Source organism: Bradyrhizobium niftali (genome assembly GCF_004571025.1).
Lineage (GTDB): Bacteria > Pseudomonadota > Alphaproteobacteria > Rhizobiales > Xanthobacteraceae > Bradyrhizobium > Bradyrhizobium niftali.
Genome location: NZ_SPQT01000020.1, coordinates 120515 through 132907, shown reverse-complemented (window position 1 = coordinate 132907; position 12393 = coordinate 120515). Strand labels below are relative to the sequence as shown.

Below are 12393 nucleotides of genomic sequence, written 5' to 3'. Positions count from 1 at the left end.
CGGCGGAGCGGGGTGGTTGTGGGGTGCGGGCTGCCGGCCCAAACAAAAGGTGTCGTCCCGGCGAAGGCCGGGACCCATAGCCACAGGATGTGGTTTGGCGAAGACTCGTCGTTCGGTACTGCGACCGGCCACGATCGGTAGATCACGCGGTATGGGTCCCGGCCTTCGCCGGGACGACATGGAGTTTGTAGAGCCAGGCGAGCCCTAATACCCCCGTGCCCGGTCCACCACGTTCTCCAGCTCGCCGCCCGCCTCGAACCGTGCGATCTGCTCGGCGACATAGGCCGAGATCGCGTCCGCGTCGGTGTCCGCGGCGTTGTGCGGGGTCAGCAGCACCTTGGGATGGGTCCAGAAGCGGCTGTCGGCCGGCTGTGGCTCCTGCACGAAGACGTCGAGGGAGGCGGCGCCCAGCGTGCCGTCGTCGAGACAGGTGAGGATATCGGCCTCGTTCTGCAAGCCGCCGCGGCCGGCATTGATCAGCACGGGTGCGCCGAGCGGGCTCTTGCGGTTGAGCTTGGTGAAGACGTCGCGATTGAGGATGCCGTGCGTGTCCGGGGTCAGCGGCAACAGCGAGACCAGAATGTCGGTCGCGCGCAGGAACGCATCGATTCCGGCGACGCCATGGAAGCATTCGACACCGTCGATCGTGCGCGGGCTGCGGCTCCAGCCGACGACGCGGAAGCCGAGCCGCCGCAGCACGTCGGCCGCATCCGCGCCCAGCGTGCCCAGCCCCATCACGCCGACCGTCACCGCGCTCGCCGGCCACTGATATTTCGGCTCCCAGCGTTTCTCACGCTGCGACTGCCGCAAGTACAGCTCCTGGCGGTGGTGCATCAGCACGTGCAGCACGACATATTCGGTCATGCGATTGGTCAGGTCGGGCACGGCGACGCGAACCAGCGGCACGTCCGGCAGGCTCTTGTCCGCCATCAGCGCATCGACGCCGGCGCCGAGATTGAAGATCGCGCGCAGATTGGGGAACGAGCCGAGATCGCCCGGCACCGGCTTCCACACCGCGGCATAGTGCACCTCGGCCGGATCGAGCCCGGCATCGGGCAGCAGCACCACGCGGCGACCGCCGCAGACCGAATCGAACCGGGCCTTCCAGCGCTCCGGCAGCCAGTTCTGCTGCGTGCTATTGATCAGGACGGCCAGTGTGCCTTTGGTCATTCGAAGTGCCTCGTCGGGGTTCCGCTTTTGAGGGCTCTCCTTGGCACGATCCGCCGGATTTTTCTTGCAATTTTTTTCCGCAGCCCTGTCGGGGCAGGGCATAGTGGATCGTCTTCAAAACAAGAGGTCAGGGAAGGTACTGCCCATGCTTTATGCGATCCTTTGCTATCATGACGAGGACTTCGTCGGCTCCTGGAGCAAGGACCAGGACGAGGCGGTGATGAAGAAGCTCGCCGTGGTGCAGGAGAAGCTCACGAGCCAGGGCCGGCTCGGTCCGGTGGCGCGGCTGTTGCCGACCACCGCGGCGGCGACGCTGCGTAAGGAAGACCCGCCGCTGGTGCTCGACGGCCCCTATGCCGAGACCAAGGAGCAGTTGCTCGGCTTCTACATCGTCGATTGCAAGAACCTCGACGACGCGCTCGACGTCGCGCGCGATCTCGGCTCCGCCAATCCCGGTGGTGCTTATGAGGTGCGCCCCGTCGGCGTGTTCAGGCCGGGAGGAAACCTGACGTGAGCGAGACCGACACCGCCTGGATCGAGACCGCGCTGACTTCGGCGCGACCCCAGGCGGTCGGCGCGCTGCTGCGCTATTTCCGCGATCTCGACACCGCCGAGGAAGCCTTCCAGAACGCCTGCCTGCGCGCGCTCAAGACCTGGCCGCAGAACGGGCCGCCGCGCGATCCCGCGGCCTGGCTGATCATGGTCGGCCGCAATGTCGCGATCGACGAGGTGCGGCGCGCCCGCAAGCAGCAGCCGCTGCCCGAGGACGATCAGGCGATCTCCGATCTCGGCGATGCCGAGGGCGCGCTCGCCGAGCGGCTCGACGGCTCGCATTATCGCGACGACATTCTGCGCCTGATGTTCATCTGCTGCCATCCGCAATTGCCGGCGACGCAGCAGATCGCGCTCGCCCTGCGCATCGTCTCCGGCCTCACGGTGAAGCAGATCGCCCGTGCTTTCCTGGTCTCGGATGCGGCGATGGAGCAGCGCATCACGCGCGCCAAGGCGAAGGTCGCTGAAGCCGGGGCGCCTTTCGAAACGCCCGGTGCAGTCGAGCGCTCCGAGCGGCTCGCCATTGTCGCGGCGATGATCTACCTGATCTTCAACGAGGGTTATTCGGCGAGCGGCGACACCGCCGAAATCAGAAAGCCGCTCTGCGAGGAGGCGATCCGGCTGGCGCGGCTGCTCCTGCGGCTGTTCCAGAGCGAGCCGGAGATCATGGGGCTGGCGGCGTTGTTGCTCTTGCAACATGCGCGCAGCGCCGCGCGGTTTGCGATCGACGGTTCGCTGATCCTGCTGGAGGACCAGGATCGCTCCCTGTGGAACGGCACCATGATCGCGGAAGGGTTGGCGCTGATCGACAAGGCGATGCGCCATCGCCGCAGCGGGCCCTACCAGATCCAGGCCGCGATCGCCGCACTGCATGCCCGAGCGGCGACGCCGGAGGAGACCGACTGGGCCCAGATCGACCTGCTCTATGGCGCCCTGGAACTGGTGCAGCCTTCGCCGGTGGTGACGCTCAACCGCGCGGTCGCGGTGTCCAAGGTGCGCGGGCCACAAGCCGCGCTCGACCTGATCGAGCCGCTGGCGCCGAAGCTTGCCAACTACTTCCATTTCTTCGGCGTGCGCGGCGCCTTCCTGATGCAGCTCGGCCGCAACGACGAAGCCCGCATCGCCTTCGACCGCGCCATCGCGCTCGCCAACACCTCGGCGGAAGCCGCCCACATCCGCATGCACATTGATCGCCTGATCCGGGACAGCCAGCCGAAGAGTGGCAACGGGAGCGCCCGGCAGGGTGCGAAGGCGAAATAGTACGGGCTCCCTCCAGTCCGTCACGGCCGGGACAAAGGCGAGCGGCGCGAAGGGCAATCGGGGACTAACCAACCGGCTCATCGCGGCATAATTCGCGGCGCAGGACATCGCGCAGCCAGCTTTCGTAATCACTGGCCGGCCATCGCGATTCGATCACGAGCAACCTGAAGAGCTCCCGGCTCGTCAGTGTCCACATGATATCGGCGGCGCGCGCGACGGAGAGGCCGGGGCGGAGCTGGCCTTGCCGACGAAGGTCCTCGATCAGCGGGCGCTGAGGCGTCCGGCGGCTTTCTTCGCGCGCATCGACCAGCGCGGCGAGTTCGGGCGAGACGGCGGCCGCTCCCCGCACGAGATCCAGAGTCGCCTGCTCAGCCTCGTAGATCTGGCGCGCAATGCGCGCCGACACGGCAAGGCGCGCGCGCGCATCGCCCGTGTCGTTGGCCTCTGACACGAGGGATTTGTACGCCTCGCCGAAACGGGCCTGGTCCAATAGCGCGAGGACGATGCCGCGCTTGGATTTGAAGCCGGAATAGACGGTCGGCGCCGCGACGCCAGCCTTGCGGGCAATCGCCTCGATCGTCGTTCCGTCAAACCCTTCGATGCTGAACAGGGTTTCAGCAGCGGCGAGAATGCGGCGCTGCGTGTCCGCCGCCTGCTGCTGGCGCGCCGAAGAAACGTAACGACGAGACTTTTCCTTTGACATCGGCACCGCGATTTAAATATAGTAAGCTATATTGAATACCGATGACTATCGTAACCGATCGAAAGCGACGCGTCTTGCCCGGGCCAAACGTTCGCAAGCGCCGTCATGGGCTCGGCTACTGCAAGCGAAACCTTGGAGAGAAAACATGACCAGCGCCCATCAGCTTGCCCTGAACGAAGAGATCGTTCGCGAGCTCTACACCTGCATTCAGGCTAATCGCGCGGACCGCTTCGAAGCGCTGGTCTCGACCGAGCATGTCGATCATTCCAACGGGCGGCACGGACCCGCCGGCTTCGCCGCGGCCGTCGCGAATCTTCACAACGCGTACTCCAATTTCCGGATCGAGCTGGAGACCGTCGTTGCAGCAGACGATCTGGTCGTCATCCAGTGGCATGAAACGGGGTTGCACACGGGCCAGTTCTTCAATCTCAAGCCGACCAACCAGCCGTTCGAAGCACGCGGCTTGAACATGTACCGGCTGGCCCACGGAAAGATCGTGGATTCTTGGATCGCAGTCGATCCGAAGACGTTCCGCGCGCAGCAGCTGGCCCAAGCCACGCTCCGAGATGCGACCTGATCGAGCTTGGGGGGCAGGTCGTGGCTCCGGCGGACGATGAAAAAATCGTCCGGCTGTGTCGGTCCCAGCCCATTCCCTTCGTCCTTAGCCCGTATCCACGGAGCTACCTATGCTGAAAGCCATTGCCATCATCGCCATCATGCTCGCGGTCGGACTAGCGGGCGTCCTCGTCTTTGCATTGACAAAACCCGACACCTTCCGTGTCGAGCGCTCGCTCGCCCTGAAGGCGCCGGCCGATGCGATCTATCCGCTGGTCGCCGATTTCCATCGCTGGACCGCCTGGTCGCCCTATGAGGATCGCGACCCCGCCATGAAGCGTATCTTCGGCAGAACCGCGTCGGGCAAGGGCGCGACCTATGCCTGGGACGGCAACAATAATGTCGGCGCCGGGCATATGGAGATCCTCGAGGCGAGCACGCCGTCGAAGCTCCGCATCAAGCTCGATTTCGAGCGCCCGTTCGAAGGCCACAACACCGCCGAGTTCACCTTTGTGCCGCAAGGCGATGCCACACTGGTCACATGGGCGATGTATGGTCCGGCGCCGTTCATGTCCAAGGTGATGCAGGTGTTCATCAACATGGACAACATGATCGGCAAGGACTTCGAGGCCGGCCTCACCAGCCTGAAGAAGCTCACCGAGAAGAAATGAGCCTCACTGCCCAAGGAAAGAAAAGGAGAGAAACGATGCTCAATCCCTATCTGTTCTATCAGGACACCTGCGAAGCGGCGTTCAACTTCTACGCCAAGGTTCTCGGCGGCAAGATCGACGCGATGATGCGTGCCTCGGACGCGCCGCCGGACATGCCGGCCGCACCCGGCCGCGAGAAGACGATCATGCATGCGCGGATGTCGCTGCCCGGCGGCAGCGTGCTGATGGCCTCCGACGCGCCGCCCGAGCGTGTTCAGAAGCCGCAGGGCTTCTCGATCTCGCTGACGATCGCCGATGTCGCGGACGCCGAGCGCAAGTTCAACGCGCTCGCCGACGGCGGCACCGTCACCATGCCCTTCAGCAAGACGTTCTGGGCCAAGGGTTTTGGCATGTGCGTCGACAAGTTCGGCATCCCCTGGATGGTGAACTGCCCGGCGGAAGGCATGTGACAGGCGCGACCGCCTGATACGTGGCGCCCCTCCCTCGATTGTTGCGGGTGAGGGGCGCGCCCAAGACGGTCACGCCATCGCCGGGTCGGCCGCTCGCTGTCTCAACGGACCGATCCGGTCACATCCTCGCCGGGTGACGGCGACTGGACGCAGCGGGGGCAGATCACGAGCTTCGTGCCGAGCTGCCTGTCATTCTCCGCCTCGATTTCGTCATGGACCGCCCACCACGCTTCGGAGTAGGGGCGCAAGGTGCCGAGCACTCTTTCCCGTTCCTGGTTGGGATTTTCCTGTGCAGGTGCGGGGTTCGCTGCGCGCCGCTTTGTGACAGGTGGCCGGTTCGGGTTCTGTCCGAGGCCGTCCCATGCGATCGGACGACGCTCCTGCGCCGGCGCCGCCGCGCAGCTCATGAGCGCTGCGCAAAAAGTGAGCAAGACGAAGCCGTGTCGCATCATGCCGAACCCTCAGTGCGGTACGCGACACGCAAAATCCGCGTGAGAGACTTTGCATCGCGTCGGTTAAATGGAACCTAAGGGAAAAGACGTGGCCGGCACGGCCGAATATGGAGTCTCGATTCGCATGACTTTGCGCGAGCAGTGGGGCCGCTTCGTGAAATGATCGGGACCGCATCGCACAACAACTGGCGCAATAATAGGCTGTGAACAGCCCGTCAGAATCGCTAATCATTCCTTCATAAATTGTACAAACTGGGATGGGCGCGACTTGGAAGGGGAGCGACCGATGGCGGCGGCGCTACAGATCAACTTTGCACTTTGGGGTATGCTCATCTGCGCGAGCATGGAATTGGCGCAGATGATCCAGGGGTTCTTCTAGAACCCGATGGCGCGCAAGACCGGCGCAATTTCGCCGGCGCGCTTGCGTGCCAGCTCACGAGCGCCCTTAGCTCACAAGCAATGCGATGAGCGTGAAGCTGACGCTTGCGATCACGATCATCGAAACGACGTAGCCGCGCGGCCGCGCCGTCCGCGAGGGCGGCGGTCTCTTCGGTCGCGACGGCGCGATCTCGTGCCAGGCGGGTTCCGTCGGCGCGAGCCCGGCTTCCGCGCCCGAGCCGACATACTTCACGTAGAGCTCGAGCAGCCGCAGCTCGGACGGCAGGTCCATCAGGCCCTCGCGGTCGCGCCGTGACAGGAGTTCGAATTCGACGGTTTCCTCGGAGCTCAGTTGGCCGAGGACGATCCGTCCCTGGTCCGACAGGCGGTAGCGAAAGTCGATGGGCTGCATGGCAAGCGCCCCATTTGAAAATGAGTAATCTTGAAAAAGTCGAACCATTCTCGTCTGTGACCATTGCTGAGATTGTGACGACGCCGCAGCCTCAGTCTGGCCGCAACCATCATAGACTGCAGGGAAAAGCTGCAAACCGCGTAAATTGTGCAGGCATTGCGAAGCGGATGAGCGGATTCAGCGTCCGGAGAGGCGAAATTCCGCAAAATTGCTCAATCGTCGGACAGCGGCGAGCTCAAGCTGCTCACACGGCCGATGGCCGCCCGATCCTCACCGGCAGCGCGGATAGATCGCGGCGAGGTCGCGCCCCTTCAACAACAGCAACCGTGAGGTGAGGCCGCCGCGGCGGCCGATCCAGTCGCGCACCGGCCCCGGATAGGCTTGGAGCACCGCGTCGGAGGCTTCCGGCTCGGCATAGAAGCGCCCGCGCCGGTCGACCGAACGCGCTGCATGGAATCCGAGCACGGCGCGTTTGGTGACACAGATGCGCTCGCCCGGCACGATGCTCAGCACCAGCGTGCAGGCGGACAGGCAGGGGCCGTCGATCACCACGCGCTCGCCGCTCTCGCGCACCTTCTCGAACAGGTCGAGGAACGGCCCGACCTGTCCGCCCGGTGACTGGATGATGCGGATTTCGGCGGCAACGGGTGTTGAGGCGAGCAGGGCGGTCGCGAGCATCAGGGCTTTGACCAAAGCAGCATGTTGCATCGTACTCTCCGCACATTCGACGTCGTAGGGTGGGCAAAGCCACCGGGTCGCGCGAGTGCGCGCCCGATGACAGGCTCCGCGTGCCCGCCAATGGCACCACAAATCCGCAGAAGGTGGCGGGCACGGCGCGTCGCGCCCTTGCCCATCCCGCAAATCCCGTGCCTACCCGTTGCGCCGTTGCCCGCGCAGCGTCGGCAGGCCAATGCCGGCTGCATCAAAGCCGCCATCGACGGCCAAAATTTGGCCGGTGATATAGCTCGCGCTTCCCGAGCACAGAAAGAAGACCGCCTCCGCGAGCTCCTCCTCGAGACCGTAGCGGTTGAGCGGAATGGCGTCGTGATAGTCGGCGCGGATCTCCTTGGTGTGCACCTGCTTCGCCATCGCGGTGTCGACCGGCCCCGGCGCAACCGCGTTGACGCGGATGTTGAGCGAGGCGAGCTCGACCGCGAGCTGCTTGGTCAGGTGCGCGAGCCCCGCTTTGCTGGTGCCGTAGGCCGCGCGCAAGGTCGAGGCGCGCACCGCCGAGATCGAGGTGATGTTGACGATGGCGCCGCCGTCGCTGTCGCGCATCAAGGGCACCGCGGCCTTGGTGCAGAGGAACGGGCCGGTAAGGTTGACCTCGAGCACGCGGCGCCAGTCGGTATCCGGCGTCTCCATCAGCGGCGCGAACACGGCGATGCCGGCATTGTTGACGAGCGCATCGAGCCGGCCGAACCGCCGCTCGATCGTCGTCATCGCGGCGCCGACCGCGGCCGCGTCGGAGACGTCGCAGGTCAGCGCGAGCGTCGCCTCGTCCTGGCCGATCTCGGCGACCGCGCGGCCGAGCAACTCCCCCTCGATGTCGAGCAGCGCCACGCGCCAGCCCTCGCCAAGGAACTTCTTCGCGGTCGCAAGCCCGATGCCGCGCGCGGCTCCGGTGACGAGGGCGACTTTTTGCGGGGCCTGCGGCATTTGCTAGTCTGTCCTGTGTTCGAAAGGCTGTTCCCACGCGAGGGCCGGCCCCTTTTACTTCGCTTTCGTCCTCACAAGAAAGGGCCTGAAGCCATGCCCATCGATCCCGGAGCGACCCCGCTCGAGGAATGGCGGCCCGTGTGACGACCCGCATGGTGACCTCCGCGCGCAATGGCGCGGCAGCGCTCTGCATCTTCGAGCAATGGGTCGCCCCCGGCGCCGGCGCGCCGACGCACAGCCATCCGGTCGAGGAGGTGCTGACCGTGCGTGAGGGCGAGGCTGAGATGTGGATCGAGGCCGAGCGCGTCACGGTGAGGGCCGGCCAGTCGCTGCTGATTCCGGCCGGCCGCAAGCACGGATTCCGCAATTCGGGCACGGCGACGCTGCACGTGCATGCCGTGCTGGCCGCGCCGGTCTTCGAGGCGCTGCCGGAAGGGGCGACTGAAGCGACGCGGCGGTGGGAGCAGTAGGGTAAGGGCGTCGTTATCTATCGCCGTCACCCTGAGGTGGCCGCTTCTTCAGCGGCCCTCGAAGGATGACGGGGATCGTGATAAAGCCAGAGCTTACGCCAGCTCCGCCGATGTGCGCTGCATGTTCGACGATATGTCGGAGGTCACGCGAGGCGTGCTGGAACCTGGCCTTGCTGTTGAAATTGAACACGTGAAGTTCCCCGGAATGGTTCAATTTCGCATCGTCTCTGGTGAAATTCCGCAAGCAATGTCGGCGCAAGCGTGCGTGCATCGTCTTCAAGAGGATTTTCTCTACGGAGGCCGATCAATGCCTGACGACCGCGAGCGACTGATTCGAAACCTCTTCGCAGCCTATCTCGGCAACGACCGGCAACGGGTGAGCGAGGCGCTCGCCGACGATTTCCGCTTCACCAGCCCGTTCGACGACGACCTCGACAAGGCGACCTATTTCGAACGCTGCTGGCGGGACACCGGCTGGATCGCGCGCCACGATATCGAGCGCATCTTCGTCGTCGGCGACGAGGCCTTTGTCACCTATCGCTGCCTTGCGACAGATGGCAGGAGCTTTCGCAACACCGAGTTCTTCACCTTCGCCGGCGGCAAGGTTCGCCGGATCGAGGTCTATTTCGGCGCTGCGTTCCAGGACGGCCGGTTCCTGCCGCAGCCGCGCTGACGCAGGAACTTCCGAGGCATGACCTCCGGAATAATTTTCGCCACGGTGTCGATTCCATAGCAAGGCGTTCGTCTTACAGGGCAGCGCGGGCTCGTTCGGCCCGCTCATCGCCCCCGGATTTCGGGCCTGCGCCTCGCGGCGCATCCCGGACGGACCAGGTAAGCAAGGAACTGCCCATGCGATTCATGATGCTGATGATCCCGCTCGGCTACGAGACCGCGCCGCCGGACGTGCAACTCGATCCCGAGCGCGTCGCCGCGATGATGCACTACAACGAGGCACTGAACGATGCCGGCGTCCTGATCACGCTCGACGGCCTGCATCCGCCCTCAATGGGCGCGCGCGTTTCGTTTGCGACGGGCGAGCCTGTTGTGACCGACGGCCCCTGCACTGAAGCCAAGGAAGTGCTGGGCGGCTACTGGATGATCGAGGTCGACTCGCGTGCCGAGGCGATTGCGTGGGCGAAGCAGTGCCCGGCCTCGGCCAATGAAGTCATTGAGATCCGGCAGGTGCAGGAGATGGCCGACCTTCCGCCGGACGTGCAGGCCGCGGCCGCCGGCTTCGACGGTGTGAAGAACTAGCCAGAGCGGCCGCGATTGGAATTCGCGGCCGTCATCAACAAAGTCATCAACAAAGGAGAGAACCAATGACCGACACCTATCTCGCCGTGTTCCTCGGCAGCAAGACCAGCCCGAAATGGGCTGCATGGAATGCGATGTCAGACGCCGAGCGCAAGGCGAAGGAACTGGAGGGCATCGCGGCCTGGAAGGGTTGGGTCGAGAAGCATCAAGGCGCGATCCAGGCGATGGGCGGTCCGCTCGGCAAGACCAAGCGGGTCGACGACAAGGGCACTGCCGACACCGCCAACGAGATGGGCGCCTTCACCGTGGTCCGCGCCGCGTCCCATGAAGCGGCTGCGAAGATGTTCGAGAACCACCCGCACTTCGCGATCTTTCCCGGCGAGCGCGTCGAGATCATGCCGGTGCTGCCGATCCCGGGCGGTTAGTCAGCTTCGTCATTCCGGGGCGCGCGCAAGCGCGAGCCCGGAATCTCGAGATTCCGGGTTCGGCTCTTTCGAGCCGCCCCGGAACGACAGTGAAAATACGGGTTCACCAAATCCCGCCTGCGCTAGTGACCTTCACCCCCGGCTCATGTAAAAGCCGTTCACATGAGCTGGCGCAAGGAGACGCGCCGCGCCGAGCGCGGCTATCACCACGGCAACCTGAAGGAAGCCTTGTTGCAGGCTGCCCTCGGGCTGATTGCCGAGAAGGGCGCGGCCGGCTTCACCTTTGCCGATGCCGCGCGCATGGCCGGCGTCAGCGCGGCGGCGCCCTACCGGCACTTCCGCGACCGCGATGAACTGTTGTCCTCGATCGCCCAGCGCGGCTTCGAGCAGTTCGAGGCGCGCTTGACCGCGGCCTGGGACGACGGCCGGCCCGATACGGTCACCGCGTTCGAGCGGGTCGGCAGGGCCTATCTCGCCTTCGCCCGCGAGGAGCCGGCATTCTACAACGCGATGTTCGAATCCGGCCTGCCGGTCGATGCCAATCCCGCTTTGCAGGCCGCGAGCGAACGCGCCTTCAACATCATTCGCGCCGCGGCGGAGCGGCTCGCGGCACTCGCACCGCCCGGCACGCCGCGGCCGCCGGCGATGATGATGGCGCTGCACATCTGGTCGATGGCGCATGGGGTGGCCTCGCTGTTCTCGCGCGGCGATGCAGCGCGACGAAAACTGCCGATGTCGCCGGACGAACTGTTAGAGGCCGAGGTGCTGATCTATCTGCGCGGTCTCGGCTTCCCGACCGATCGCCGTCCGCCCGCGAAAAGCGCCGAGCCGCCGCCGGTACCACCGGAGGCGTCCTCCGGTTCTGGCGTGCCGCCCGGTGGCCCCTGGGGCAAGCCGAAATAAAATTGCGCAAATAATTCGCCCGGCCTGTCGGGCGGCCGGCTTGACAAAATCGCGGGATGGGCTAGCTATGTAAATGTTATTTACATTCACAACGGCGCTGGTGCCGTGATGGAGATGGAAATGGCCTACACCGCTGATGTCAATCGATGGCGCGGTTCCTCTGACGAACACTATGAGCGCCCCCACATGCTCGACACGCCCTGGCATCCCGGCTGGATCGCCGTGACCATCCTCGGCTTCATCATCTGGTGGCCGATCGGACTCGCCCTTCTCTTTTTCACACTCGGGAGCAGAAAAATGGGTTGCTGGAGCCACCAGGATCGCTGGCAGAACAAGATGGAGCGGATGCAGTACAAGATGGACCGCATGCGCGGCCGCATGGAGCGCCGCGGTTTCGGCTTCGGCTTCGGCCCGCCCTCCAGCGGCAACCGCGCCTTTGACGAATATCGCACCGAGACGCTGCAGCGGCTCGAGGAGGAGCAGGTCGAGTTCAGGAACTTCCTCGACCGTCTGCGTCACGCCAAGGACAAGGAAGAGTTCGACCAGTTCATGGCGCAGCACAAGACGCGTCCGACCCCGCCGCCGACCGACCAGCAGCAGGGTTGATCTGGACACTTCTCAAAGCCTTCAGGCGCATGCCCCCAAAGTCCTGATGGCCCCGAGCCGCTCGCCTGCGTACCCCGCAGGCGGGCGGTTTGGTTTTGGGGAGAGCTCCGTTCCACGCAGATGAGAGGTCGTCATGCCCGGGCTTGTCCCGGGCATCCACGTTCTTCATACCGCATGGCAAGGCGTGGATAGATAGGCCAGCGCTTTTGATTCAGAACCGGCGCACGGTTCAGCGACACCAAGACTTGCGCGCGCTGTCCCACCGGGCCGCGCTGCTCTTGCATGGACGAGGCGCATCATGGACCCCTGGACCCGCCTGCTGCTTGGCGTGACCGCCTTCGCGGCGCTGGGCTATATCAGCGTCGTCTATGGCAGCTGCGCGTCCGATCCCGACTGCCATTTCCGCCTGTGCCCCGGCCGGCATTCGCTATGTGGCGTTGATCACGCACATGTGCAGGACCGGTAGAACCCGAT

At 64.8% G+C, this 12393-nt stretch carries 18 protein-coding genes; 12 read left to right on the top strand and 6 right to left on the bottom strand.

From position 1 onward, the window contains the following. Positions 1-204: 204 nt before the first annotated feature. Entirely contained in the window at positions 205-1170 is a 966-nt protein-coding gene (locus E4K65_RS29795; RefSeq protein WP_135177163.1) for a 2-hydroxyacid dehydrogenase, read from the bottom strand. 145 nt (positions 1171-1315) lie between these two features. Here E4K65_RS29795 and E4K65_RS29790 point away from each other — a divergent pair, with 145 nt between their 5' ends. Together E4K65_RS29790 and E4K65_RS29785 are read left to right on the top strand one after the other, a co-directional pair. Continuing rightward, positions 1316-1684, top strand: coding sequence for a YciI family protein (locus E4K65_RS29790; RefSeq protein ID WP_135177162.1), 369 nt, complete (start codon positions 1316-1318; stop codon positions 1682-1684). Beyond that, a complete protein-coding gene (locus E4K65_RS29785; protein WP_135177161.1) occupies positions 1681-2982 on the top strand; it encodes an RNA polymerase sigma factor in 1302 nt (433 codons plus the stop codon). Before E4K65_RS29790 ends, E4K65_RS29785 begins: the two co-directional genes overlap by 4 nt. 64 nt (positions 2983-3046) lie before the next feature. Here E4K65_RS29785 and E4K65_RS29780 read toward each other — a convergent pair whose 3' ends face one another. Further along, positions 3047-3685, bottom strand: coding sequence for a TetR/AcrR family transcriptional regulator (locus E4K65_RS29780; protein ID WP_135177160.1), 639 nt, complete (start codon positions 3683-3685; stop codon positions 3047-3049). Positions 3686-3716: 31 nt separating this feature from the next. Between E4K65_RS29780 and E4K65_RS29775 the strand changes: the two genes are divergently transcribed. From E4K65_RS29775 to E4K65_RS29765, 3 genes are all read left to right on the top strand, one after another. After that, entirely contained in the window at positions 3717-4262 is a 546-nt protein-coding gene (locus tag E4K65_RS29775; RefSeq protein ID WP_235885772.1) for an ester cyclase, read from the top strand. 109 nt (positions 4263-4371) lie between these two features. Further along, positions 4372-4911: a K(+)-transporting ATPase subunit F gene (gene kdpF, locus E4K65_RS29770; RefSeq protein ID WP_135177159.1), complete on the top strand. Its 540-nt coding sequence runs from the start codon at positions 4372-4374 to the stop codon at positions 4909-4911. Between the two features lie 35 nt (positions 4912-4946). After that, positions 4947-5360, top strand: a complete 414-nt coding sequence (locus tag E4K65_RS29765; RefSeq protein WP_135177158.1) for a VOC family protein — start codon at positions 4947-4949, stop codon at positions 5358-5360. A 101-nt stretch (positions 5361-5461) separates the two neighbouring features. Here E4K65_RS29765 and E4K65_RS29760 read toward each other — a convergent pair whose 3' ends face one another. The 4 genes from E4K65_RS29760 to E4K65_RS29745 all read right to left on the bottom strand — a co-directional run bounded on the left by E4K65_RS29760 (position 5462) and on the right by E4K65_RS29745 (position 8261). Continuing rightward, positions 5462-5812 (bottom strand): hypothetical protein, encoded by a 351-nt coding sequence (locus E4K65_RS29760; RefSeq protein WP_135177157.1) that lies wholly within the window; start codon positions 5810-5812, stop codon positions 5462-5464. Positions 5813-6257: 445 nt separating this feature from the next. Further along, positions 6258-6602, bottom strand: a complete 345-nt coding sequence (locus E4K65_RS29755; RefSeq protein ID WP_135177156.1) for a hypothetical protein — start codon at positions 6600-6602, stop codon at positions 6258-6260. A 270-nt stretch (positions 6603-6872) separates the two neighbouring features. Then, positions 6873-7310 carry a hypothetical protein gene (locus E4K65_RS29750; protein ID WP_135177155.1) on the bottom strand — a complete coding sequence of 146 codons (438 nt, stop codon included), beginning with the start codon at positions 7308-7310 and terminating at the stop codon, positions 6873-6875. 162 nt (positions 7311-7472) lie between these two features. Further along, entirely contained in the window at positions 7473-8261 is a 789-nt protein-coding gene (locus tag E4K65_RS29745; RefSeq protein WP_135177154.1) for an SDR family NAD(P)-dependent oxidoreductase, read from the bottom strand. Between the two features lie 140 nt (positions 8262-8401). On the opposite strand from E4K65_RS29745, the gene E4K65_RS29740 reads away from it, so the two are divergent. The 7 genes from E4K65_RS29740 (at position 8402) to E4K65_RS29710 (ending at position 12385) form a co-directional block, all read left to right on the top strand. Further along, complete coding sequence (locus tag E4K65_RS29740; protein ID WP_235885771.1) at positions 8402-8731, top strand: cupin domain-containing protein; 330 nt, start codon at positions 8402-8404, stop codon at positions 8729-8731. A 307-nt stretch (positions 8732-9038) separates the two neighbouring features. Further along, positions 9039-9404, top strand: coding sequence for a nuclear transport factor 2 family protein (locus E4K65_RS29735; RefSeq protein WP_135177153.1), 366 nt, complete (start codon positions 9039-9041; stop codon positions 9402-9404). Positions 9405-9580: 176 nt separating this feature from the next. After that, positions 9581-9985, top strand: a complete 405-nt coding sequence (locus E4K65_RS29730) for a YciI family protein (RefSeq protein ID WP_135177152.1) — start codon at positions 9581-9583, stop codon at positions 9983-9985. A gap of 65 nt (positions 9986-10050) precedes the next feature. After that, the gene (locus E4K65_RS29725) at positions 10051-10410 is read left to right on the top strand and encodes a YciI family protein (RefSeq protein WP_135177151.1); all 360 of its coding nucleotides are present in this window, start codon (positions 10051-10053) and stop codon (positions 10408-10410) included. Positions 10411-10572: 162 nt separating this feature from the next. Next, positions 10573-11313: a TetR/AcrR family transcriptional regulator gene (locus E4K65_RS29720; protein WP_027545587.1), complete on the top strand. Its 741-nt coding sequence runs from the start codon at positions 10573-10575 to the stop codon at positions 11311-11313. A 120-nt stretch (positions 11314-11433) separates the two neighbouring features. Continuing rightward, complete coding sequence (locus tag E4K65_RS29715; RefSeq protein ID WP_027545586.1) at positions 11434-11919, top strand: DUF2852 domain-containing protein; 486 nt, start codon at positions 11434-11436, stop codon at positions 11917-11919. 298 nt (positions 11920-12217) lie between these two features. Next, positions 12218-12385: a hypothetical protein gene (locus E4K65_RS29710; protein WP_135177150.1), complete on the top strand. Its 168-nt coding sequence runs from the start codon at positions 12218-12220 to the stop codon at positions 12383-12385. Positions 12386-12393: the final 8 nt, after the last annotated feature.

Bases quoted from the DNA above. Each gene is read 5' to 3' on its own strand.
- E4K65_RS29795 (WP_135177163.1), bottom strand. From the start codon at position 1,170: ATGACCAAAGGCACACTGGCCGTCCTGATCAATAGCACGCAGCAGAAC.
- E4K65_RS29790 (WP_135177162.1), top strand. From the start codon at position 1,316: ATGCTTTATGCGATCCTTTGCTATCATGACGAGGACTTCGTCGGCTCC.
- E4K65_RS29780 (WP_135177160.1), bottom strand. From the start codon at position 3,685: ATGTCAAAGGAAAAGTCTCGTCGTTACGTTTCTTCGGCGCGCCAGCAG.
- kdpF (WP_135177159.1), top strand. From the start codon at position 4,372: ATGCTGAAAGCCATTGCCATCATCGCCATCATGCTCGCGGTCGGACTA.
- E4K65_RS29765 (WP_135177158.1), top strand. From the start codon at position 4,947: ATGCTCAATCCCTATCTGTTCTATCAGGACACCTGCGAAGCGGCGTTC.
- E4K65_RS29760 (WP_135177157.1), bottom strand. From the start codon at position 5,812: ATGATGCGACACGGCTTCGTCTTGCTCACTTTTTGCGCAGCGCTCATG.
- E4K65_RS29755 (WP_135177156.1), bottom strand. From the start codon at position 6,602: ATGCAGCCCATCGACTTTCGCTACCGCCTGTCGGACCAGGGACGGATC.
- E4K65_RS29750 (WP_135177155.1), bottom strand. From the start codon at position 7,310: ATGCAACATGCTGCTTTGGTCAAAGCCCTGATGCTCGCGACCGCCCTG.
- E4K65_RS29745 (WP_135177154.1), bottom strand. From the start codon at position 8,261: ATGCCGCAGGCCCCGCAAAAAGTCGCCCTCGTCACCGGAGCCGCGCGC.
- E4K65_RS29735 (WP_135177153.1), top strand. From the start codon at position 9,039: ATGCCTGACGACCGCGAGCGACTGATTCGAAACCTCTTCGCAGCCTAT.
- E4K65_RS29730 (WP_135177152.1), top strand. From the start codon at position 9,581: ATGCGATTCATGATGCTGATGATCCCGCTCGGCTACGAGACCGCGCCG.
- E4K65_RS29725 (WP_135177151.1), top strand. From the start codon at position 10,051: ATGACCGACACCTATCTCGCCGTGTTCCTCGGCAGCAAGACCAGCCCG.
- E4K65_RS29720 (WP_027545587.1), top strand. From the start codon at position 10,573: ATGAGCTGGCGCAAGGAGACGCGCCGCGCCGAGCGCGGCTATCACCAC.
- E4K65_RS29715 (WP_027545586.1), top strand. From the start codon at position 11,434: ATGGCCTACACCGCTGATGTCAATCGATGGCGCGGTTCCTCTGACGAA.
- E4K65_RS29710 (WP_135177150.1), top strand. From the start codon at position 12,218: ATGGACCCCTGGACCCGCCTGCTGCTTGGCGTGACCGCCTTCGCGGCG.